This window comes from Pseudomonas sp. SLBN-26, from assembly GCF_006715895.1.
Lineage (GTDB): Bacteria > Pseudomonadota > Gammaproteobacteria > Pseudomonadales > Pseudomonadaceae > Metapseudomonas > Metapseudomonas otitidis.
Genome location: NZ_VFOB01000001.1, coordinates 390,555 through 411,797, shown reverse-complemented (window position 1 = coordinate 411,797; position 21,243 = coordinate 390,555). Strand labels below are relative to the sequence as shown.

At 65.0% G+C, this 21,243-nt stretch carries 20 protein-coding genes; 8 read left to right on the top strand and 12 right to left on the bottom strand.

Annotation, left to right across the window (positions count from 1 at the left end; all coding sequences use genetic code 11):
- The first annotated feature begins 30 nt into the window (after positions 1-30).
- The 4 genes from FBY21_RS02000 (at position 31) to wecB (ending at position 5,979) form a co-directional block, all read left to right on the top strand.
- On the top strand, positions 31-1,329 hold the full coding sequence (locus FBY21_RS02000) for a hypothetical protein (RefSeq protein WP_142008255.1): 1,299 nt from the start codon (positions 31-33) through the stop codon (positions 1,327-1,329).
- Positions 1,326-3,077, top strand: coding sequence for a glycosyltransferase (locus FBY21_RS01995; RefSeq protein ID WP_160158552.1), 1,752 nt, complete (start codon positions 1,326-1,328; stop codon positions 3,075-3,077). Before FBY21_RS02000 ends, FBY21_RS01995 begins: the two co-directional genes overlap by 4 nt.
- 92 nt (positions 3,078-3,169) lie before the next feature.
- Positions 3,170-4,858, top strand: coding sequence for an ATP-binding cassette domain-containing protein (locus FBY21_RS01990; protein ID WP_142008251.1), 1,689 nt, complete (start codon positions 3,170-3,172; stop codon positions 4,856-4,858).
- Positions 4,849-5,979, top strand: coding sequence for a non-hydrolyzing UDP-N-acetylglucosamine 2-epimerase (gene wecB / locus FBY21_RS01985; RefSeq protein ID WP_142008249.1), 1,131 nt, complete (start codon positions 4,849-4,851; stop codon positions 5,977-5,979). The genes FBY21_RS01990 and wecB overlap by 10 nt, the downstream gene beginning before the upstream one ends.
- Positions 5,980-6,001: 22 nt before the next feature.
- On the opposite strand, the gene FBY21_RS01980 is transcribed toward wecB, so the two are convergent.
- Entirely contained in the window at positions 6,002-6,700 is a 699-nt protein-coding gene (locus tag FBY21_RS01980; RefSeq protein ID WP_160158551.1) for a class I SAM-dependent methyltransferase, read from the bottom strand.
- Between the two features lie 105 nt (positions 6,701-6,805).
- On the opposite strand from FBY21_RS01980, the gene FBY21_RS01975 reads away from it, so the two are divergent.
- The 3 genes from FBY21_RS01975 (at position 6,806) to FBY21_RS01970 (ending at position 9,728) form a co-directional block, all read left to right on the top strand.
- Positions 6,806-7,531 carry a hypothetical protein gene (locus FBY21_RS01975; RefSeq protein WP_142008245.1) on the top strand — a complete coding sequence of 242 codons (726 nt, stop codon included), beginning with the start codon at positions 6,806-6,808 and terminating at the stop codon, positions 7,529-7,531.
- A gap of 68 nt (positions 7,532-7,599) precedes the next feature.
- Positions 7,600-7,758 (top strand): hypothetical protein, encoded by a 159-nt coding sequence (locus FBY21_RS29315; RefSeq protein ID WP_160158550.1) that lies wholly within the window; start codon positions 7,600-7,602, stop codon positions 7,756-7,758.
- Positions 7,759-7,802: 44 nt separating this feature from the next.
- Entirely contained in the window at positions 7,803-9,728 is a 1,926-nt protein-coding gene (locus tag FBY21_RS01970; RefSeq protein WP_142008243.1) for an asparagine synthetase B family protein, read from the top strand.
- 30 nt (positions 9,729-9,758) lie between these two features.
- On the opposite strand, the gene FBY21_RS01965 is transcribed toward FBY21_RS01970, so the two are convergent.
- The 10 genes from FBY21_RS01965 to FBY21_RS01920 all read right to left on the bottom strand — a co-directional run bounded on the left by FBY21_RS01965 (position 9,759) and on the right by FBY21_RS01920 (position 18,550).
- Complete coding sequence (locus FBY21_RS01965; protein WP_142008240.1) at positions 9,759-10,598, bottom strand: sulfotransferase domain-containing protein; 840 nt, start codon at positions 10,596-10,598, stop codon at positions 9,759-9,761.
- Positions 10,595-11,551, bottom strand: a complete 957-nt coding sequence (locus FBY21_RS01960; RefSeq protein WP_142008238.1) for a hypothetical protein — start codon at positions 11,549-11,551, stop codon at positions 10,595-10,597. The genes FBY21_RS01965 and FBY21_RS01960 overlap by 4 nt, the downstream gene beginning before the upstream one ends.
- Positions 11,552-11,559: 8 nt before the next feature.
- A complete protein-coding gene (locus tag FBY21_RS30140) occupies positions 11,560-11,973 on the bottom strand; it encodes a lasso peptide biosynthesis B2 protein (protein WP_142008236.1) in 414 nt (137 codons plus the stop codon).
- Entirely contained in the window at positions 11,970-12,254 is a 285-nt protein-coding gene (locus FBY21_RS01950) for a PqqD family protein (protein WP_142008234.1), read from the bottom strand. Before FBY21_RS01950 ends, FBY21_RS30140 begins: the two co-directional genes overlap by 4 nt.
- A gap of 167 nt (positions 12,255-12,421) precedes the next feature.
- A complete protein-coding gene (locus tag FBY21_RS01945) occupies positions 12,422-13,486 on the bottom strand; it encodes a 2,3-butanediol dehydrogenase (protein ID WP_253543847.1) in 1,065 nt (354 codons plus the stop codon).
- A gap of 63 nt (positions 13,487-13,549) precedes the next feature.
- Positions 13,550-14,662 (bottom strand): acetoin dehydrogenase dihydrolipoyllysine-residue acetyltransferase subunit, encoded by a 1,113-nt coding sequence (locus FBY21_RS01940; protein ID WP_142008229.1) that lies wholly within the window; start codon positions 14,660-14,662, stop codon positions 13,550-13,552.
- The gene (locus FBY21_RS01935) at positions 14,659-15,678 is read right to left on the bottom strand and encodes an alpha-ketoacid dehydrogenase subunit beta (protein ID WP_044400480.1); all 1,020 of its coding nucleotides are present in this window, start codon (positions 15,676-15,678) and stop codon (positions 14,659-14,661) included. Before FBY21_RS01935 ends, FBY21_RS01940 begins: the two co-directional genes overlap by 4 nt.
- A gap of 43 nt (positions 15,679-15,721) precedes the next feature.
- Positions 15,722-16,696, bottom strand: coding sequence for a thiamine pyrophosphate-dependent dehydrogenase E1 component subunit alpha (locus FBY21_RS01930; RefSeq protein ID WP_142008227.1), 975 nt, complete (start codon positions 16,694-16,696; stop codon positions 15,722-15,724).
- The gene (locus FBY21_RS01925) at positions 16,677-17,741 is read right to left on the bottom strand and encodes an ATP-NAD kinase family protein (protein ID WP_142008225.1); all 1,065 of its coding nucleotides are present in this window, start codon (positions 17,739-17,741) and stop codon (positions 16,677-16,679) included. The genes FBY21_RS01930 and FBY21_RS01925 overlap by 20 nt, the downstream gene beginning before the upstream one ends.
- 8 nt (positions 17,742-17,749) lie before the next feature.
- Positions 17,750-18,550 carry an SDR family NAD(P)-dependent oxidoreductase gene (locus tag FBY21_RS01920; protein ID WP_142008223.1) on the bottom strand — a complete coding sequence of 267 codons (801 nt, stop codon included), beginning with the start codon at positions 18,548-18,550 and terminating at the stop codon, positions 17,750-17,752.
- Positions 18,551-18,858: 308 nt separating this feature from the next.
- Here FBY21_RS01920 and FBY21_RS01915 point away from each other — a divergent pair, with 308 nt between their 5' ends.
- On the top strand, positions 18,859-20,760 hold the full coding sequence (locus FBY21_RS01915; protein ID WP_142008220.1) for a sigma-54-dependent Fis family transcriptional regulator: 1,902 nt from the start codon (positions 18,859-18,861) through the stop codon (positions 20,758-20,760).
- Here the strand turns inward: FBY21_RS01915 and FBY21_RS30135 are convergent.
- Positions 20,753-21,154 carry a methyl-accepting chemotaxis protein gene (locus FBY21_RS30135; RefSeq protein ID WP_373870829.1) on the bottom strand — a complete coding sequence of 134 codons (402 nt, stop codon included), beginning with the start codon at positions 21,152-21,154 and terminating at the stop codon, positions 20,753-20,755. The two genes, FBY21_RS01915 and FBY21_RS30135, sit on opposite strands and share 8 nt — an antisense overlap.
- Positions 21,155-21,243 lie beyond the last annotated feature (89 nt).

The following is a 21,243-nucleotide window of genomic DNA, read 5'->3' as shown; positions in this document are numbered from 1 at the left end:
TCGTCCGTAGGAAAAATCGGATATTAGCCTATGAAATCATCCGCATGGCTACAGGGATCTTTCGCCGAGCAGATTGAATACATGTGCCAGCACTTCGGCCCAGCTGCAGCAGAGGTTCGCCATGAACTGTTCTTTCTGCACGCCGGCAGAAGTCAGACCGCGGCAGGGATGCGCGCCTTCGGGGCGCTGTTGCGTGATGCCTGGCTATTGCTTCGGCACAGCGGACCCGCGCGGAAGACGCAGGGGCAGCGGCACGCCGTCCTGCTGACCACCCTGGCCGGAATGAGTGGCTGGGGCACCCTACAGCGGGTTCTGCCCACATTGCGGTCGGCCGGTTATGAACCTCTTGTGCTGCTGCATCCGCGCCTGGCAAACCGCGATATCGACACAGGCCTGCCCATCATTCGCCCCGTGAGGCCCGAGCGGCGCACGTGGCGTTCGGCCCTGCAGGTATTCATCGCCGCACTGCGCCAACGCCAGCCATTGCTGCTCGCCAGTTGCCTGGCCCGTCGCACGCTATGGGCTGGCAGCCTGCAGCGCACCCTGGCAACCAGCCGTGGCGTACTGCTGCTGCACAACGACTTCGACCTGATGAGCCGAGCGGCCATCGGCCAGGGGCTCACCACCATTTGCATGCAGCACGGCATTCCAACCGATGAGTTTTTCCCGACACGGGCCGACTGGTACGTGGTGTGGGGTGAGGCCAGTCGTCAGGTGTTCGGTGCCAACGGTACCTCGGATACCCGACTGGTGATGGACGCACTGGGCCGGGGCGGGACATCCGAGCCCCCTGCATGCGCCCCGGAAGGCATGGCACTGCTCTCGCAAACCCATGCCCAGGTGCTGGGTGAAGGCATTGGCGAAGCATTGACCGCCTTTGCCAACGCGCTGCTGCGGATCGCACCGGGGGCCCGCATTCTGCTGCACCCCCAGGAAGGCCAGCCCTATACCGGCGCAGCTGCGCGCGCCGTTTGCCGCCCGCCACACCCGGAGCTGCAGAGCCCTTCCACCAGACCGCACCTGGTGGTGGGCTACTGCTCCACTGCAATGCTGGATGCCGCGTTGGCCGGGCATTGGGTCGTGGCCCTGCAGTTGTCATTGCCGGGCAACCTGGCGATACGCAAAGCCCTGGCGGCGCCCTTGCAGGCCGCCACGGCAGAGCAGGTAGTCGATATCTACCAACGCCTGCGCGATGACCCGGCCTTTCGCCGTGACCGTGCACAGGCGCAAGCCCAATGGCTGCGCGGCCACTTTGCCAACGGAGACGACCAGTTCGACGCCCTGCTGCGTCGACTCCAGCAGTCACCATCGATGGAGTGTGTGGCATGACGCTACGAGTGCTGCATGTCAGCAAGGAGTTCGAACCCCTGTCCAGTGGCGTAGCGCGCCATATTCAAGGGCTGGCCGGAGCGATACGGGCCGATGATCAGATCCTCCTGACCATCCTGGCACCGGTCATCGGAGACCCCGGTAGCGACCTCGACGTACGCCAGGGTGGCTACCGTCGTCTCTGGTCAGTGCTGGGCGAACACGACCTGGTGCATGTACATGGTGCCCGGACACCGATCGCGGCACTCACCGCCCTGTTGGCTGTCATCCGCGGCGTGCCGTTGGTTTACACGCCGCATTGTTACTACGACACAGGCAACTGGTGGCGGCGTCTGCTCAAGCATGCGTGGGACCGCACCGTCGAGCGCCTGATGGTAAGAACAGCCCGTGCCGTGGTGTTGTTGCACAAAGGCTGGGAGGCCGATCTGGCACGGCGTGGCTTGTTCCCCCGGCAGGTGCTGATCATTCCCAACTGCCTCGATGAGCGCCGTCAGCCTGGCGATACCAGCCCCATTCAGTTGGAAGGCACCCCTGCCCTCCTGTCCATCGGCCGGCTGGATCCGGTCAAGCGCCTCGACGATGTGATCGCCGCGCTGAAAACCTCAGACCTGATGCACGCCGTATTTCACATCGTGGGCCAGGGTCATGACCGGCCCCGGCTGGAGGCCCTGACGGCGCAATGGGGCCTGACCTCACGCGTGCGCTTTCACGGCTGGCAGGACGACGGCGTTTCACAGAGGATGATGGCCGGATGTGATGCGATGGTCCTGGCATCGGAGCGCGAGGGTATGCCAACGGTCATCCTGGAGGGGTTACTGGCCGGTGTGCCGATGGCGTGCTCGGATATCGAAGGCTGCCGTGCCATCACCGATGCCGTCGGCTGGGACGGCGTGTTCGCCCTGGGCGACATCTCGGACCTGGGTGCCTGCGCGGCCCGGTGCGCGCAGAGCCAGGTGCCGGCCAGCGTGATAGAGGCCGTGCGCCAGGGTTTCACCTGGCAGCGCAAGGCTGCCGAGCTGGTGGCCTTCTACCAGCAGGCCGTGCGACGGCCGCGGCCTGCCGGCTGGATGAAACGACTGACGCGTCATTTGACCGATTACGACAACCCCCGCTCGCTCGGCACACGATTGCGTACCCGCCGTATCGGGCCATTACGGGACATGATCGAGCAGGCCTACGCCCGCCATGGCCATGTCAACGTGCTCGATGTAGGCGGCACCCAGCGCTACTGGAAAATCCTGCCGGCGGCTTACCTGGCCTCACGCCGAGTCTCCATCACGCTGCTCAACACCACGCCCGTCCGCCAGCCCCCGCTACCGCCATTCAGCGCACTCTGTGCCGATGGCTGTGACCTGAGCCAGTTCGAAGACGGCGCCTTCCATATCGTGCATTCCAACTCCGTGATCGAGCATGTGGGTGGTCCGGAGCGTGTCGAACGTTTTGCCCGGGAGCTGGTGCGCGTTGCAGAACGCTACTTTATCCAGACACCCGATTTCTGGTGCCCACTCGAACCACACTGTATGACGCCATTTTTTCACTGGCTGCCGCGTCGCCTCAGGATCAGGCTGGTACGCCGTGCGGCGCTGGGGCACTGGCAACGTGCCGCGGACCACAAGCAGGCCGAGTTCCTCGTGGATAGCGCCCGCCTGCTGACCCGCAGACAGATGCAGGTTCTTTTTCCCACTGCCCGCATCATCCGTGAACGCATCCTGGGTCTGCCCAAATCCTTGATCGCCTTAAGCCCGTGAAATTCGTGAAACCCTTTGCACTACTCGACCTTCCACCACGGGCACTGGCCTTCGTCAGACGCTGTGGCGCCAGCACGTCCAGCATCGTGTCGATGCTGGCGTTGCTGCTGGGCAAGGCCGCCATCGATACGCTCTGTGCGTTGCTGGTGGCTATCCTGCTGGGCACGCTGCTACCGACGGGGCGCACATCTTCCGGCTGGTATGCGCAGGTCGAAACGCACTGGTCAGCGATTGCTGGTAGCAGCGTGTCCGCGTTGCCGCTGCTGGTGGTGGCCCTGGTGCTGGGCAAGGGCGTGCTGGCGCCACTGCTGTCTGCCGCGCGCAGCCGGCTGATCGACGCCTGGACGCTGATGATCTCGTTGAGCGTTTTCCAACACGAACTGATCCGCCCCGTTGCGCAGCTCTCGAACACAACCGCACAGGGAAGCAATGTGGCCGTCAATCACATGGCACCCAGAATCGTCATCGGCACCCTATTGCCAAGCCTGGAACTGCTCACCGAATCCCTGGTGGTCGCCCTGCTGCTCTGTGTGTTGCTGGCCCTGGAGCCTCTGGCGACCGCGATGCTGCTCGGTGCATTGCTGCTGGCTGCTGGCGTTGGCGGTGCCCTGTCGGTGATGCTGAACGACATCAGGGAAACGCGCAGAGGCGAAAGTCAGGTGCTGATGCAACGCTGGGTCGTCGACAGCATGGCCAGCCTGCGCGAAATACACCTGTACGGCCGCGTGCAGGCGGTGCTGGATCGCTACTACCCGGTGGCTGAACGTTTTGCCCGCGCCACGGCCCGCGAACGTACGCTGATGGAAGTCCAGTCCCCCATCATGGAGCTGTTTTTCCTGATGCTGCTGGTGCTCTGCGTACTGATAGCCAGCAAGGGAAGCGGGCAAACGGACCTGCATGCACTGGCCTTGTTCTTGGCCGTGGGCTTGCGTTTGCTGCCGGGCTTCAGGCGTGTGCTGTCCAGCCTGCAGACGCTGCGCCTGTCACGCCCGTATTTTGACGAGTTGGCCTCGCCCGACTCGCCCACGCGAACACCCGCGGCGCCCTCCCAGCAGCATGCGGCACCGGCTTGTGCCCCGCGCCAACAGGTGCTGCTGTGCGAAGCACTGCAATACCGTTACCCCCAGACCAGCCAGGCGGTTATACGCGACCTGAACCTGAGCATCGGCCAAGGGGAATGGCTGGGCTTGGTCGGCGAATCGGGCGTGGGCAAATCGACATTGGTGGATGTACTGATCGGCGAGTTGCAGCCCAGCCAGGGCTCGCTGCAATGGCTCGACTTACCAGCGGAGCACCGGACCATCGGTTATGCCGCCTCTGGCACTACGCTGATTCCTGGCACGCTGCGCGACAACCTGGCCTTTCTGGGCGGCGGTACTGAGCAGGTGCTACGCGAGGCGCTGGCCATTGCTGGCGTCGATGCCTTGCTCAAGCGCCTTCCCCTGGGCCTGGACACCCCCGTGGAAGCATTCGAACAACAGCTATCGAGCGGCGAGCGGCAACGTATCGGGCTCGCCCGTGCGGTGGCCCATGCCAAGGTACTGCTTATTCTGGACGAAGCCACGGCAGCACTGGATCAACTGAGCGAGAGCCGCTTCCTGCAAGCCCTGCGCGCCGCACGGCCCGAGCTTGCCGTGGTGCTGATCACCCATCGCCTCACCGCCCTGCACCATACCGACCGTAACGTGCTGATGGCCGACGGCACGCTGACGGACTTCATGTGTTCACCCGGGTCCGATTCGGATATCGACGTCTTAGAGCACCCCCAATCATGCATCTAGTATTCGTATTGGGCACACGCCCCGAAATCATCAAGCTTTCATCACTGATTCATGCCTGCATTCAGCGTGGCATCCGCTATACGTTGATCCACACCAACCAGCACTACACCTCGACCATGGACAGGCTGTTCTTCGAAGAACTCGAGCTGCCGCTCGCGCATTTCAATCTAGGAGTGGGGTCTGATATCGCAAGCTCGCAAGTGGCGCGCATGGTCATGGGGATCGAACCGATACTGCGAGCGGTGAAGCCGGACTATGTGATTGTTCAGGGCGACACCAACAGTTCGTTGGCCGGAGGACTCGCTGCGCGCAATGTCGATATACCGATTGCCCATGTCGAGGCTGGTTTACGCAGCTTCGACAAGTCCATGCCGGAAGAAAACAATCGAATCCAGCTGGACCATATGTCCGACTTCTGGTTCTGCCCCTCGGCATTGCAGGTCGAGCTACTCGCCAACGAGGGCATCCAAAGTGCCAATGTGCATATCACAGGCAACACCGGCAACGACGCCACCCTGCGCTATGCGCAGATCTCCCGGGCGCGCTCGGGAATCCTGGAGAGCCTGGGTGTTCAAGCCGAGGGCTACATGCTGCTGACTTGTCACCGGCCTTCCAATACCGACGATATCGTGCATTTCGCCAAACTGATCGAGGCCGTGCAACGCCTGGCTGAAGCGCGCAATAAACCAGTGATTTTCCCCGTCCACCCACGGCTGAGCCAGGAGCACCGGAAAATCATCGACGGCTCGTCGCATATAAAGACCTCAGCCCCCCTCGGCTACATCGACATGCTGGCCTTGCTACAACACGCCGAGCTGGTGCTGACCGACAGTGGCGGCCTGCAGGAGGAGGCCTGCGTCCTACAGCGCCGCTGCCTGGTGCTGCGAGCCAATACCGAACGCCCGGAGAGCCTGGATAGCGGCGGCTCCAGGCTGGTGCCCGTGGTGTCGGGGAACAGCCTGATCGATGCTGCAGATGAGCTGTGCCATTCGAGCGTCAGCTGGAGCAATCCATTTGGTGACGGCCAAGCCTGGAAACGGATCCTGCATGTGTTGCTGGATGATTACGGTACAAACCAGGGACAGCCCCGATGCACGCCAGCAGGTCAAGACGGCGGATAAGCACCACCCACGCCATGCTCGATTAGATAATGAACGTTGGCCGCTTGCGGTAGATGCCGTCGTCCCCCGTTACGCCGGGTAGCAAGCAGTCGTCCCGTCCGTAGATCGGCGAACCCAACGCCGCCTCGCCGCGCAGGCACTCGAACAGGCCCGCCACGCTCGTGTCGCCGAAACGGAAGTTGGCGTGACGAATCACCAGCAAACCACCCGGTTTGAGAATCCTGGCCAAATCGCCAAGCACGCGATCAAAGTCGGTGAAGCGAATCCAGGCGGAGCAGTCAGCAGGGCGCCCCCCCAACGCGCCATGACGGAAGACGGCCATGGCCATCACTAGGTCATAGCTGGCAGTCTCCTCCTGCGCCACGCCCCCTGCACAGGTGAAGCTCAGGCGGAGCTCCCGCCCCTCACGTCGCCACCGCGCCTGGCACTGACCAATACGGCCAGCATCGATATCCACACCACGGATATGGGCTTGCTGGAAATAGCGTGCCAGGCTGAAGACTTCCTCGCCCGTGGAGCAGCCGAACGACAACAGGCGTGTTTGCGGAGTGTCTGCCAGAACCTGGCGAATCGACTGGAACAACTCGGGATAACGATCTTCCTGCGTCGTGCCGTAGGGCTGAAACAAGCCTTGCGGACGCCGCCGCATCAGGAGTGCAGACCTCCGCCGCTCGCCGCCGCGCAAAACCTGCGCCATGAAACGTACCCAATCGTGGAACAACCAGCCTCTCCTCATTTCGCTTTACCGTAACCCCTGTGACAAGGAAACTGTCGGCCAACAAACGATGCGGAGCGGGTTCCCTTGGCCAAGGCAAGCACGGACTTCATGAACCTCAAACTGGGCAAGTCCACCATTGGGGAAAATCTCCTGATCGCGCGCGAAAGGGGCGATGTCGTTCTGCATGAAGATGGCACCTGGGAACTGGCCCGCCCTGCCCGATTGAACGAGAACTGGGTCGTAGGTCCCAACCACACACCATTTCCCTGCGGGAAACTCTTGGGCTTTCTGTTCCGTCAGGCTTATGGTCAGGCGGCCGTCCCGGTAGGCTGCCGCCACTGCTTCAAGGTACAGGTACGTCCAACCAGCCTGGAACAGCTGATTGCTACGCAGAAGATCGCACAAGACCTGCCCTATGCCTACAAGGCTGGCGCCAGCCTGAATGCACGCTACCAGGCCGGCCCTTACCGAGCCCTGTTTTATCTGGATGGGCTGCAGAATGCGCGCGAAGCCTACCAGCGGGTTCTCGAACGTGTTCTCGCTACACCTGAGCTTGGCGCCAAGGTTTCCGTCAGCATAAAGCGTGGCTGTAGCGAGTATGAGGTCCATTGCGGCCCTTCAAACGAATTCACCTTCAGTGATGAACTCGCTGCTGCCGAACTGGAATTGCTGAAGCGACTGCGTCCATCTGCTCCGCCAAAGGCGAAACAGCGCGCGCTGGCGATGATGACCTGGATACAGATCGCCTATCAGTTGGGTGACGAAAGCTATAAACAATTCACCCAAGGCAGACCCTTATATCCTGAGCCTGTCTGTTATTCGGCTGAACCGTAGCCAATCCACGATTGCCAATATGCGAGCAGTTGATATAGCTTGACCACCCAACTTACAGGAGTAAGAAGATGGCCGAACAAGAAACTATTGAGTCCAACGAGATCGAGTCGCAGCGTAAAACCTGGGAGAAGCCGGAAATCACCGAAGTCTCCATATCGGATGTGACTTCATCCATTTTCGCCACCAGTGGCAATGACGGTACGTTTGGCTTTTCGAACGTCTCCTGACCGGCATGCTGCGTGCTCAACCACTGTAAATTCCTGGCTCATCGATGAGCGCATTTGCCGGTCTGCTTTCCGCTCGGGTCATACCAGCGGAACTACCTGAGCGTATTGCAGCTGCACTCGATGCGCCAGGACTGGAGCGACCCTATCACTGGTCGCAACCTGGCCTTCTCCTTACCCACCGTCTACGTATTACAGCCCCGGAAGATCGTCAGGATCATCAGCCTGCCACTCGGCATGATGTTCCTCTGGTGTTGGTATTCGATGGTTACCTAATCAACCGCACCGAACTGATAGACGCCCTGGCGCTGCCCAGGGAGGCACGCGGCTGGGCTGACAGCGCCATAGCCTATGAAGCAATAGTGCGTTGGGGGGAGCGCGGTCCCGAACGCATGCTCGGTGATTTTGCGCTGGTGGTATGGAATTCTGCTGATCGCAGCCTGTTGCTCGCACGTGACGCTGTGGGTCAACGCCCCTTGTATTACCACGAGGGAAACGGGCTCTTTGCTTTCGCCACGAACCCTACCGCCCTATTGGCAGTTCCCGGCATTGATCGCGAGTTGGACGAAGACCACTTCGTCGCCCAGCTATCGGACCTTCCGGTAACCGACAACGGCACACCTTACAAGAGTCTGCACCTTCTACCTGCGGGCTCGATTGCGGTTTTACGCTGTGGCCAACTCAAGCAACGCTTCTACTGGACGCCAGAGCAACGAACCGAGTTGCGCCTGTCCAGGGAAGAGGAATACGTCGAGGCGGCACGGGAACTGTTCGAGCGCGCGGTCAAAGACTGCCTGCGGATCGAGGGCCCTGCATTTTCCTCCCTCACAGGAGGACTGGACTCTTCCGCGGTGTCAGTGACGGCAGTGAAGTACCTGCCAGGCAACACACTGACCACCGTCACCTGTTTGCCTGCCGCCAATACCGAGCTGCTGGATACAGATCACCACTACATGAGCGAACGACGCTATGTAGCGAGCATCTGCGAACAAACGCCCGGATTGCAGCCGCTGTTTTTCAACGCTCCAGCGCAGCATCGATGGGATACCGACTGGCTACGGATGTTCCAGCTGACAGGCGTTCCTTGGCGAAATGTAATGAACATGGCCTGGATGGGCTCCGCCCGGGATCACATAAGGCAGCAAGGAGGGCGTGTACTGCTGGCCGGAGCGCTCGGCAACGTGACCTTGTCATGGGATGGACAAGGCACCCTTACCGGCTTGATGAGGGATGGTCGTTGGCTGAAGGCCTTTCAGGAGTCATTCGCCCTGGCCCGCACGAGCGGACAAAACGCTACCATTGCGCGCCAGATATGGCGCTCCACCCTGGCCCCGTTTGCGCCAGACACCGTTCAGCGGTGGAAAGCAAAACTGCATGCCGGGTCGAGTGCCTTCGAGTGGGGGCATCAATCGCCCATTGAGCCGGCGATAAAGGCACGTATTCGAACCCAAGATGGGGTCAGGCGCCGCAAGCAAATGGCTTCAATGGCGAGCTGGCAGCTACGCCAGGAGTGGTTCAAGGAGCGCCAGTCGGCACTGCAGGCAACGGGACTTGTTCGTGCCCTGCATGGCTTCGAGGTTCGCGACCCGATGGCTGACCGGCGCTTGCTGGAATTCTGCTTTTCACTTCCCGACAGCCTTTACCTGCAAGGCGGCGTGACTCGTGTGCTTGCCCGCCGAGTTACGGCGGATCGCCTGCCTGGCGAGGTAGTCAACAACCGCAAACGCGGCATGCAATGCCCTGAATATCTTCATCGGTTGAGCCTGCTGCGCCCTTTTCTAAGCGAGCGACTCGAAGAGCTGGAAGCTTCCCCGCTGGCCCAACGCTTGCTCGACCTCAAACGAATGAGAGCCCTGCTTTCGAACTGGCCAAACCGACCAGCAAGCCCGGAATACCTCACCCTTCTGCATAGAGGTTTACACTTTGGCGCATTCCTGCGCTGGATCGAAACTGGCTGCCAACTCCAGAGCTGACCTGCTTCGACTCAAATGCCTGGATCCTTGCTAGCAATAAGCAAGACGCGCTCTCACCGACTTGGTCCCCGCTTCAATACGCTGCAGCTGTGCTTCGTTCAATCGCTCACGCCACCCTCCGGCACGCCCCTCTCGAAAGAAGCGGGCGGCGCGTTGCGGCCGCTCAGTGAAGCCATGGCTGGCCTCCGCAGCCTGTAGTCGATCGAAACGAGTGGCATCCAGGGCTTGCTCAAGCCGCTCATCGTCCAACGGCCATCCGCAGTATCTGATGACACTGGCAAAGCTTTCCTGAGGCTTCACCAGCATGTCTTCATAGCGAAGGAGCAAAGGACTCCAAGGCGCTGGAAGATCGATCCAGCTCAGTACATGTCGATTCCAGCTCCCCAGTCGCTGGGGTAGCTGATCCTTGAGACCGAGCTTTTGGTCACACAGGCTGGCTGCCTCGTCGAGGAGAAGGTCGATCGCCCTGTCCACACTGAAACCGATGTGCCCGGCCAGCGACAACACCACATCGCGTGGATCGCGCACGATATAGACCGCTCCAAGGGTACTTGTGGCTGGGAACAGTGGCTCCCCCCCTGGAGTCAATTGCCATGCGTCATGCACCTTGTTGAACAAGGCTTCGCGTGCCTCTTTTACTTGCAGCTCATACATGCGCGGACGCAACGTCAATACTTCATCAGGCAGCAAATCGGACGAGGCGACGCCAAGAAGCTCGTCGAAGCGGCGACGACTGCTGGCAATGGGGGCGAAGTTCTGTTTCTGCGAAAAATCTGGCTTCGACCCACCCAGGCGATAACTGTTGAGGACCAGGCGCAACCAAGTGTTGCCAGACTTGGGGTAGGACGCCAGCCAGTAGAAACCACTCATGCCTGATGGGTCGTCCCGGCGTGAAAGGTCACGATGCGATGGACAAGCTCATCCAGATGTTCAAAGCCGGAGAGCTGTCGAACCAGAACATGTCGCTTGATGCCTGCCGCCAAGCGCGTAACCAGGGAAAAATGGGCGCCCTTGCCAGCGGCAACCGTCATGAGGATGCGCTCCTGATACAGGGCCTTGGAAAACCGGACCGAGGCCGGTAAGCCGCCGACCTCCTCCAGCCCTGCATGCTTGGCGTCCTCGACGCGTTCAAGGTGGTACAACGCAACCAGACTCAAAGGAGCACCTACGGCGAAATGCTCTGCCCCCAAGCCGACGGAGAACTTGTCCATCCCCTGGCGTACACGCTCTGCGTCCCCCATGGCATGGCCGAACTGGCCCATTGCGTCCTGCCAGAGCTTGACCCTTGGGAAGGTAGGCAACGCCACTGCACCCCGCGCGGGATCGAGGCTTACCACCGTGACATCGTCCGCCAGAATCGGGTAACCCCGCCGCATGAAGGCCGATGCCAGGGTCGACTTACCGGTTCCTGAAGGTGCCGTGAAAGCGACCGCGACATCCCCCTGGGGAGAAGGCAGTTTCACGCAACAGGCATGCAGAGGTAGGACGGTGCGGCGCTGGCAAACAATTGCAAACACGGTCCCGAACAGAAATGCCCTCACTGCGGGGAGGTCCGCTGGGAGGCTGGGGTGGACCCGAATCGTGCGGCCATCGTGCGCTATGCGGTAGATCGCAACTGACTCGATGGTGAAAAGACAGGTTCCATCGGCGTCCATCTGCAGAACGGGACCGTCATATTGAGGGTCCAGCAGTCGTGCCTCAACCGCTCCGAGTTCGATACGAAGATCGACCGGAGCCTGAGAATCACCCGCCCAGGGCAACAGCTCCGGCAACGGCAAATCACTGTGCACGCGCCAGCCGCACAGAGAGTAATCATCATGCATGGCGTGACCTAATCCTGCTGCCGCAAAGCGCGAACATTGCCGATATGCTCCGCTCCACAAACGACCCCACCGTCCTGCCCCGGCAATACCAGCCAGGCATGGGCACCTATGGACTCACCTTCTTTGCGTACACCCAGGCAAAGTACGGAACGTCTCCCACGCAAGCGCAGCATGCAAGCAGCCACCAATGCCTGGGGCAAACAAAGAGGCTTCCAGGGAAGGCGCCTTGCCGCAACGGCGACCGCGTCTCCCACTGCGCGAGCCATCGGCGACACGACGGGACTCAAATCAGAGGATGCCGGCTCAATGCGGGCCCCGCTCAAGCTCAGCAGAAGGCGCCACGAAAACAGGCGACAGAAGACAGGAGTGAACAAAAAAAACAGGGCGGCTTCGACAACACGAAGACGGTGAGCGTTGATCAAGCCTTGACCTCGATGAGCTCACGACTCGCCAACTTGCTCAGCAACTCCATGACATCTTTGCGAATCACCTGGATATCGCCGTCGTAGTCGGTTGCCAGTGACTCGCATAAAGCCTCTACACGCATGGGCGATGCGAGGCGCTCCCAAATATCGCTGGCAACGGAGTTGAGGCCGAAGTAGTGCCACTGGGACACGCTCATCAGCACCAGCTCGCCACCGATTTCGGCGGCTAGCACGCTGGCATTCCTGATGACAGTCGCCTCACCCGTGATATCGCTCATTCTTGGCTCCGTCGCCTCAGTAAAACGCGGCTCATAATGCCGAGCCTTCCATGGTTCTACAAGCCCGCAAACTGGTCGAGCCAGGGCACATCAGTGATGACCACCACACGCATGGCCCACGCTCGACCCGGCCTTTCACGGACTGCGGTAACGGCCTGATACGGCGCCTATGCCGCGCGCGGGGAGACGATGATCTTCACGTTGTGTTCCTTGTTGTGCACCAGCTCTTCGAAGCCCTTTTCGACGATCTGCTCCAGTTCGATGCGGCCGGTGACCAGGGGCGTGATATCGAGGCGGCCGTCGGCGATGAAGGCGATGACGTCGGCGAATTCGCCGTTGTAGGCCAGGGCGCCGAGGACCTGTTTCTCGGTGGCCACCAGTTCGAAGAAGTTGAACGAGCTGGGCTCTTCGAAGATGCCCACCAGCACGCAGGTGCCGGCCTTGCGGACGGCGTCGATGGCGAGCTTGGCGGTGTGCTTGTTGCCGATGCATTCGAAGCTGACGTCGGCGCCCAGGCCCTGGGTAAGCGCGCGGATTTCCGCGAGCACGTCGCATTCGTTCGGGTCCAGCACGTGGCTGGCGCCCACTTCGCGGGCCTTGGCCTTGCGCGCGCTGGACATCTCCAGGGCGATGACCTGGGCGGCACCGGCGGCCTTGGCGCACATGATGGTGCACAGGCCGATGGTCCCCGCCCCCACGACCACCACGTTGCGCCCGAGCAGGCTGCCGGCCTTCTTCACCGCGTGCATGCCTACCGCCAGCGGTTCGATGAGGGCGCCGGCCTCGGCGGGGAAGCCGGCCGGGAGCTTGTACAGCAGGTTGGCGGGGACGTTGACCCATTCGGCGAAGGCGCCGTTGTTCATCAGACCGGTGAAGGCGAGGTTCTCGCAGATGTTGTAGAGGCCGTGGCGGCAGTAGTAGCAGGTGCCGCAGTGTTGGCAGGCGTCGGCGGCGACCACTTCGCCCGGGGCGAAGCCCTGCACGCCGTCGCCGAGCTTGACGATCTCGCCGCAGAACTCGTGGCCGAGGATGCACTGGCCCTTGATGCCGGTGAGCGGGTGCGGCGCTTCCACGGGGATGAACACGGGGCCGGCGACGTACTCGTGCAGGTCGGAGCCGCAGATGCCGCACCAGTGCACGCGGATCTGCACCCAGCCGGGGGCCGGGTCGCCGGGCAGGGGTACGTCTTCCACGCGGATGTCGTTGCGGCCGTGCCACACCGCGGCACGCATGCTGTTGGGGAGGATGCTCATGGGGTTCTCCTGGGGCCCGGCGGGTGCCGGGCCCGGTGATCGTCAGTGGCGTTGGAGGAAGGCCTGCAGCAGCGCGTTGACCGCATCGGCGGCCTCCATCTGCAGCATGTGGGCCTGCCCCGGGAGGATGTGCACGTCGGCCGGCAGGCCCTCGGCGTGGTGGGCGGGGATGATGGCGTCGGCCTCGCCCCAGACCACCAGCACGGGGTGCTGACCGCTCTCCACCACGCTGCGCAGGTCGAGCCGCTGGCGGCCCGCCTCGTTGAGGGTGTCGGCGAGCTGGCGCAGGGCGGCGTCCACCCCTTCCAGGCGCTTGAAGCGGAGCATGTCTTCGAGCATCTGCCGGGTGACCAGCGCGGGGTCGGAGAACAGCTGCACCAGCTGCGGCTTGAGGGCGTTGCGGTTGCCGGCCTCGACGAAGCCCTGCAGGTAGGCGCCGTTGATCTCGGCGCCGAGCCCGGCGCTGGCCAGCAGACTGAGGCTGCGCACCCGCTGCGGGGCCAGCCGCGCGGTGTTGAGGGCGACGGCGCCGCCCATGGAGTGGCCGGCCAGGTGGGCGTGCTCGATGTCGAGGTGGTCGAGCAGCGCGAGTACGGCGCAGCTCAACTCGTCCAGGTCGCCCCGGGCCAGCTGCTTGGCGGATTCGCCGTGGCCGGGCAGGTCGAGGGCGATGACGCGGCGCTCGGCGGCCAGGGCCTCGTGGTTGAACAGCCAGTTGTTGAGGTCGCCTCCGAAGCCGTGGATCAGCACCAGCGGCACGCCGCCTTCGCCGCGCTCGAAGTAGCGCAGGGTGCGGCCGTCCAGCTCGACCTTCTGCGGGCTGGGGCCGCTGTCGGCCTCGCCTTCGCCACCGGGCACGAACTCGGCGAGGAAGCGCTCGACCACGGCGTCGATCTCCGCCTCGCTGGCCTCCCCCTCTACCACGATGCCGAGCAGCGCGCCCACCGGCAGCACCTCGTCGGGGCGCGCCACCTGGCGCCGCAGCACGCCGGAGAACGGCGCCTCGACGCTGCTGCTGATCTTGTCGGTTTCCACGTCGAGCACTTCGTCGCCCTTCTCGATCGTGTCGCCGTCCTGCTTGAGCCAGTCGGCCACCCGGCCTTCGGTCATGGAGAGGCCCCACTTGGGCATGGTCAGGGTATGGATGCGGCTCATGCGGCGTTTCTCCCTTGCAGCAGCGCCAGCACGGCGGCTTCGATCTTCGCGGCGCTGGGGATGTAGAGGTCTTCCAGGGCGTCGGAGAACGGCACCGGGGTGTGCGGGGCGGTGACCTGGCGGATCGGCCCCTTGAGGGCGTGGAAGGCCTGCTCGGCCACCAGCGCGGCGATGTCGGTGGCCAGGGAGCAGCGCGGGTTGGCTTCGTCGATGACCACCAGGTGGCCGGTCTTCTCCACGCTTTCGAGGATGCTGTCGGCGTCCATCGGGCTGGTGGTGCGCAGGTCCAGCACCTCGCAGGAGATGCCCTGGCGGGCGAGGCTGGCGGCGGCGTCCATGGCCAGGTGGACCATGCGGCCGTAGGTCACCAGGGTGACGTCATCGCCGTCGCGGAGGAAGTTGGCCTCGCCGAAGGGCACGGTGTAGAGCTCTTCCGGCACCTCGCCCTGCATGGAGTAGAGCAGCTTGTGCTCGCAGAAGATCACCGGGTCGTTGTCGCGGATGGCCTGGATCAGCAGGCCCTTGGCGTCGTACGGGGACGAGGGGCAGACCACCTTGAGCCCGGGGATGTGGGTCCACAGCGCGGTGAGCATCTGCGAGTGCTGGGCGGCGGCGCGCAGGCCGGCGCCGACCATGGTGCGGATCACCAGCGGGGTGACGGCCTTGCCGCCGAACATGTAGCGGAACTTGGCGGCCTGGTTGAGGATCTGGTCCAGGCAGCAGCCGGCGAAGTCGACGAACATCAGTTCGCACACCGGGCGCAGGCCCCGGGTGGCCGCGCCCACGGCGGCGCCGACGTAGCCGATCTCCGACAGCGGGGTGTCCAGCACGCGGCCGGGGAACTGGTGGTAGAGACCCTTGGTGACCCCGAGCACGCCGCCCCAGGCGTCATCCTCGCCGGGTGCGCCGGCGCCGCCGGCATTGTCCTCGCCCATGATGAAGACGCTGGGGTCGCGGCGCATTTCCTGGGCCAGCGCCTCGTTGATGGCCTGCTGGTAGCTGATCTTTCTGGCCATGATGGCTCTCCTTTGATTGTTCTTCTGGCGGCTCGCCGGCCGGTTACGGGTAGGCGACGTAGACGTCGCTGAGCAGGTCGGCGGGGGATGGCTTGGGGTCGGCCTTGGCGCGCACCACGGCCTCGTCGATGCAGGCCTCGACCTCGACATCGACGGCGTCCAGCGCGCTGGCCTGGAGCAGCCCGGCACGGGTGGTGCGCTCGCGGAACTGCATGAGGCAGTCACGGGTTTCGCGGTAGTGCCTGACCTCGTCGGGGGCGCGGTAGGTCTGGGCGTCGCCTTCGAAGTGGCCGTAGTAGCGGGTCAGCTTCACTTCGATCAGTGAGGGCCCCTCCCCGGCCCGGGCCCGCTCGATGGCGGCGCCGGCGGCTTCGTGCACGGCGAAGAAATCGAAGCCGTCGACGGTGACGCCGGGCATGCCGAAGCCGGCGGCGCGGTCGGCGATGTGGTCGCAGGCGACGGACCAGTTGGAGGCGGTGGCCTCGGCGTAGCCGTTGTTCTCGGCGACGAAGATGCACGGCAGGTTCCACACCGAGGCGAGGTTCATGGCCTCGAACACGGCGCCCTCGTTGGAGCCCCCGTCGCCGAAGAAGGCCACGGCCACGGCGCGGTTGCCCTTGAGCTTGGCGGCCAGGGCGGCACCGGCGGCCAGCGGCGCGCCGGCACCGACGATGCCGTTGGCGCCGAGCATGCCCTTGGACAGGTCGGCGATGTGCATGGAGCCGCCCTTGCCGTGGCAGACGCCGGTCTTCTTGCCATAGATCTCGGCCATCATCCCGTACACGTCCACGCCCTTGGCGATGCAGTGGCCGTGGCCACGGTGGGTGGAGGCGATGCAGTCCTCGTCGTCGAGGTGCGCCATCACCCCGGCGGCGGAGGCTTCCTCGCCGGCGTACAGGTGGACGAAGCCGGGGATCTCGCCGGTGGCGAACTCCACGTGCAGGCGTTCCTCGAAGGCGCGGATGGTGCGCATCACGCGGTAGGCATGGAGCAATTGCTCAGTCGAAAGCGTGGACATCTTCTTGTTCTCCGGGGTGGTTCACGGGCTTGCCAGGGACGGCCAGCAGGCGATGGCAGGCGGCGAAGGCCAGGGCGGCCTCGACGTCAATGCTCAGCGGGCCGTCGAGTTCGAGGGTGATGCTGGGGCGGTCGGCGGCGGCGAACTCGATCTCGCGTTCGCCGTCCAGGGCCAGGGTGCCGGCGGCCAGGTGCGGCAGCCGGGGGATGCCAGGTTCCAGGCTGCCGCTGGCGACGATGCCGCAGGCCTGCAGCAGGCCGGGCGCGAGCGGCGCCAGCAGGGTGTGTTCGGCACCGGGGGCGAGGCGCACCCAGCTGCCACGGGGGTAGCGCCGCGACACCGGGTTCCACAGCCCGCAGAGGGACGAGAGGCCGATGGCGTGGGGCTCGGCGAAGGCGGCATAGACCTCGGCCAGGTCCTCCGCGCGGCTGATGGCACGGGCCCCGGTGAAGGTGAGCGGCGAGACGGCCACCTCCACCAGGGCGGTTTCGTCGATGCCGCGCGCGGCGATGCGCACCCGCAGGCGCTTGTTGCGGCGCAGCGCCACCTCCGCCGGGATGCGGCCGCTGGCGTAGAGCCCGCCGGCCAGGCCCGCGCCGGTGGCTTCGCGCAGCTCGGGGAAGGCGTTGTTGGTGCCGGTGGAGAGGCACAACAGCGGGATGTCGCCCACCTCCCCCGCCACGGCCTTGTGGGTGCCGTCGCCGCCGAGCACCGCCACCAGGGCGACGCCACGCTGGAGCATCAGGCGCGCGGCGTGGCGGGTGTCTTCCACGCTCTGGCGCAGCGGCAGGTCGAGGAACTCCAGGCGCGGCCAGCGGCTGTCGTGGGCATGGCGGCTGGCGCTGGCCTTGAGCACGGCGGCGGCGATGCCGGTCATGTCCGGCGGCATCAGCACCTCGTCCACGCCGGTGGCGCCGAACGCACCGAGCAGGCGCTGCACCACAGCGGCCTTGTCGGTGCTGGAGTACAGCCCGGCGTTGGCGGTGAGGCGGCGCACGTCACGGCCGGAGGCGGGGTTGGCGATGATGCCGACGCGCAGGGGCATGGCGGCACTCACAGGGAGAAGCCGCCGTCGACGGCGATCGCCTGGCCGGTGACGTGGGGCGCGCAGGCGAGGTAGACGGCGAGCTGGCCCATGTCTTCCACGGTCTGCGCCTCGCCCTGGGGCAGCAGGCTGGCCTGGTGGCGCGCCCAGGATTGCGCCTCGCTCTCCCCCGGCTGCGCCCAGCGCCCGGAGAGCCCGGCCTCGCCGCGCCACATGCCGGTGCCGACGATGCCGGGGCACAGGGCGTTGACGGTGATGCCCTCGCGGGCGACCTCCTTGGCCAGGGCATTGCTGAAGCCGATGACGGCGAACTTGGAGGCGCTGTAGTGGGCCAGGTCCGGGAAGCCGACCCGCCCGGCGATGGAGGCGACGTTGATGATCCGCCCCCAGCGTTGGGCCTGCATGAGCGCCAGTTCGGCCTGGCAGCAGAGGAACACGCCGCGGGCGTTGATGGTCATGACCCGGTCCCAGTCCTCGACGCTGAGTTCACGGACCTTGTGGATGCTGATGACGCCGGCGTTGTTCACCGCCACGTCGAGCCGGCCGTGCTGGCGGGCGATGGCGTCCACCAGGGCCTGGACGCTCTGCGGCTCGGCGACGTCCACCGCGTGGGCCGTAGCGCGGGCGCCGAGGGCGCGGACCTGGGCGGCGCCCTCCTCGGCCAGGGCCGGGTCGAGGTCGGCGATCACCAGTTCGGCACCGGCCTGGGCCAGGCTGCAGGCGATGCCGAGGCCGATGCCACGGCCGCCGCCGGTGACCAGGGCGATCCGGCCGGAAAGGGAAAATGGCGCAGGGGTAACAAGGGTCATGACGCACCTCTGAATTGTTGTTGTGGGTGCGGGACGGCGTCCCGGTGTCGCCAGGACAGGAGCAAGGGCGGTGCCAGGACGGCGCAGGCGGGGCGCAAAGGTGCGGGCCAGAGCGGCCGCAAGGGGTGTGTCGACGCGCCGTGCGCAGCGCGATCTGAGACGCGCCATGTCAGCCTGCACGGGGTGCGGGCGAGACGCTGAGACGCGGCGTCTCATCCGCCGGGCGGCGCGCCGCCGTGCTTGTCCGCCCTCCGGGCCGGCGCTTAAATGACCGGCACAAGAACAACGACACGAGCCGTGGAGGCCCCATGCTGCCTGCCAACTCGAAAGCCCATGTGGACTGCATCAGCCGTGTGCTGCGCCACGCCGAACGCCTGCCCGAACCACCAGTGCCGGACCTGATCCTCGACTCCTGGCGCCGCTCCATGGACCAGCACCGCCTGGACCCGGGCTCGCTGCAGGGGCCGCGCATCCTCAGCGAGACGCTGCTGAAGGAATGCCGCGAACGCGCGGAAAGCTTCCTGCGCATCGCCGGCGAGGAGGTCTCGCGCCTGCACGGGCGGGTGCGCGATGCCGACTACTGCGTGCTGCTCACCGATGCCCAGGGCCGCACCATCGACTACCGCGTGGAAGCCACCATCCGTGGCGAGTGCCGCCGGGCGGGGCTGTACCTGGGCACCTGCTGGTCGGAGGGCGAGGAAGGCACCTGCGGGGTGGCGGCGGTGCTGACCAACCGGGTGCCGGTGACGGTGCACAAGCGCGACCACTTCCGCGCCGCCTTCATCGGCCTGACCTGTTCGGCAGCGCCGGTGTTCGACCCCCTGGGCCAGTTGCTGGGGGTGCTGGACGTGTCCGCCGTGGAGTCGCCGGACGACCGCCGCAGCCAGCACCTGATCCGCCAGATGGCGGTGCAGAGCGCCCGCGATATCGAGAACGCCTTCTTCATGCACAGCACCCGTGGCCACTGGGTGCTGCGCGCCCATTCAGCCCCCGGCTACGTGGACAGCCAGCCGGACTACCTGTTCGCCTGGGACGCCGACGGCCGCCTGCAGGCGCTGAACCCGGCAGCGCGGCACTACCTGCTGGAACGCCACGGGCGCCTGCCGCAGCACATCGGCGAGGTGTTCGACCTGGACCTGCTGCGGGCCGCCGCCGACGAGCACCCGCGCCATGTGCCCGAGCAAGGGCTGCACATCCGCCTCAGCGTGCCGCGCCGGGCGGTGAGCGTGGCGCTGCCGAGCCGCGATGCCACGCAACTGGACCCACGCATCGCGGAGAGCCTGCGCCTGGCGGTGCGGGTGAAGGACCGCCACCTGCCGGTGCTGATCCACGGCGAGACCGGCGCCGGCAAGGAGGTGTTCGCCCGCCAGCTGCACGACGCCAGCGCACGCCGGGGCAAGCCCTTCGTGGCGCTGAACTGCGCGGCCATCCCGGAGAACCTGATCGAGAGCGAACTGTTCGGCTACGTGGCCGGCGCCTTCACCGGGGCGGAGCGCAAGGGCATGCGCGGGCTGTTGCAGCAGGCCGATGGCGGCACGCTGTTCCTCGACGAGATCGGTGACATGCCCCTGGCCCTGCAGACCCGCCTGCTGCGGGTGCTGGCCGAGGGCGAAGTGGCGCCGCTGGGCGCGGCACGCCGGCAGGCGGTGGACATCCAGGTGATCTGCGCCAGCCACCGGGACCTGGCGGCGCTGGTGGCGGCGGGCGAGTTCCGCGAGGACCTGTTCTTCCGCCTCAACGGGGCGAGCTTCGAGCTGCCGCCCCTGCGCGAACGCACGGACAAGCTGGCGCTGATCAACCGCCTGCTGGACGAGGAAGCGGCCCGCTGCGGGCTGCGCCTGGGGCTGTGCGAGTCGGCGCTGGAATGCCTGCTGGGCTATCGCTGGCCGGGCAATGTGCGCCAGCTGCGCCATGTATTGCGCTATGCCTGCGCCATCTGCCCCGGCGACACCCTGCGCCTGCAGGACCTGCCGGAAGAGCTGCGCGGCGCAGCGCCGGAACTCCGGGACGAGACGCCCGCCAGCCCGGAACGCCAGGCCCTGCTGGACGCCCTGGTGCGCCACCGCTGGCAACCGCTGCCCGCTGCCCGGGCCCTGGGCATCTCCCGGGCGACCCTGTACCGGCGGGTGAAGCAGCACGGCATCGAGATGCCGCGCATGAAGAGCGAGCCGGCGAGCCCGCTGGAGAGCGTTTCCGACAGGGTTACTTGAAGAGCGCCGAGACCACCTTGGCGACGTGTTCGGCGCCCCGGCTGATCTCACCCATGATGGAGGCGACGGTGGAGATCTGCGCGTTGTTGTCCTTGGCGCTGGCCTCGATCTTCTTCATGTAGTCGTCGATCTGCTGGGTCATCTTCACGTTCTCGGTGACCACGCTCTTGATCTCGATGGTGGCGCCGCTGGTGCGCCCGGCCAGTTGCCGCACTTCATCGGCCACCACGGCGAAGCCGCGCCCCATGTCCCCTGCCCGCGCCGCTTCGATGGCGGCATTGAGGGCCAGCAGGTTGGTCTGCTCGGCGACGCCCTGGATGGTGGTGACGATATTCTCGATGTCCTTGGCCTGCAGGCTCAGCTTGGAGATGAGGTCCACGGCGGTGTTCACCATGGTCAGGGTGGTGGCGGAGATCGCCACCGACTGGTCGAGCGAATCCATGCCCCGGTTGGAGATCTGCGCGGTCTCCTCGGCGGTGGCGA

What these genes read in the sequence shown, in the direction of transcription:
- FBY21_RS01915 (WP_142008220.1), top strand. Translation starts at nt 18,859, where the DNA reads ATGCTGCCTGCCAACTCGAAAGCCCATGTGGACTGCATCAGCCGTGTG.
- FBY21_RS01945 (WP_253543847.1), bottom strand. Translation starts at nt 13,486, where the DNA reads ATGCGTGCCGCGGTGTGGCACGGCCGCAACGACATCCGCGTGGAAGAC.
- FBY21_RS01920 (WP_142008223.1), bottom strand. Translation starts at nt 18,550, where the DNA reads ATGACCCTTGTTACCCCTGCGCCATTTTCCCTTTCCGGCCGGATCGCC.
- FBY21_RS01935 (WP_044400480.1), bottom strand. Translation starts at nt 15,678, where the DNA reads ATGGCCAGAAAGATCAGCTACCAGCAGGCCATCAACGAGGCGCTGGCC.
- FBY21_RS01965 (WP_142008240.1), bottom strand. Translation starts at nt 10,598, where the DNA reads ATGAGTGGTTTCTACTGGCTGGCGTCCTACCCCAAGTCTGGCAACACT.
- FBY21_RS01960 (WP_142008238.1), bottom strand. Translation starts at nt 11,551, where the DNA reads ATGCATGATGATTACTCTCTGTGCGGCTGGCGCGTGCACAGTGATTTG.
- FBY21_RS01925 (WP_142008225.1), bottom strand. Translation starts at nt 17,741, where the DNA reads ATGCCCCTGCGCGTCGGCATCATCGCCAACCCCGCCTCCGGCCGTGAC.
- FBY21_RS01990 (WP_142008251.1), top strand. Translation starts at nt 3,170, where the DNA reads ATGCTGGCGTTGCTGCTGGGCAAGGCCGCCATCGATACGCTCTGTGCG.
- FBY21_RS30135 (WP_373870829.1), bottom strand. Translation starts at nt 21,154, where the DNA reads ATGGTGAACACCGCCGTGGACCTCATCTCCAAGCTGAGCCTGCAGGCC.
- wecB (WP_142008249.1), top strand. Translation starts at nt 4,849, where the DNA reads ATGCATCTAGTATTCGTATTGGGCACACGCCCCGAAATCATCAAGCTT.
- FBY21_RS01975 (WP_142008245.1), top strand. Translation starts at nt 6,806, where the DNA reads ATGAACCTCAAACTGGGCAAGTCCACCATTGGGGAAAATCTCCTGATC.
- FBY21_RS01995 (WP_160158552.1), top strand. Translation starts at nt 1,326, where the DNA reads ATGACGCTACGAGTGCTGCATGTCAGCAAGGAGTTCGAACCCCTGTCC.
- FBY21_RS01950 (WP_142008234.1), bottom strand. Translation starts at nt 12,254, where the DNA reads ATGAGCGATATCACGGGTGAGGCGACTGTCATCAGGAATGCCAGCGTG.
- FBY21_RS02000 (WP_142008255.1), top strand. Translation starts at nt 31, where the DNA reads ATGAAATCATCCGCATGGCTACAGGGATCTTTCGCCGAGCAGATTGAA.
- FBY21_RS01940 (WP_142008229.1), bottom strand. Translation starts at nt 14,662, where the DNA reads ATGAGCCGCATCCATACCCTGACCATGCCCAAGTGGGGCCTCTCCATG.
- FBY21_RS01930 (WP_142008227.1), bottom strand. Translation starts at nt 16,696, where the DNA reads ATGTCCACGCTTTCGACTGAGCAATTGCTCCATGCCTACCGCGTGATG.
- FBY21_RS01970 (WP_142008243.1), top strand. Translation starts at nt 7,803, where the DNA reads ATGAGCGCATTTGCCGGTCTGCTTTCCGCTCGGGTCATACCAGCGGAA.
- FBY21_RS29315 (WP_160158550.1), top strand. Translation starts at nt 7,600, where the DNA reads ATGGCCGAACAAGAAACTATTGAGTCCAACGAGATCGAGTCGCAGCGT.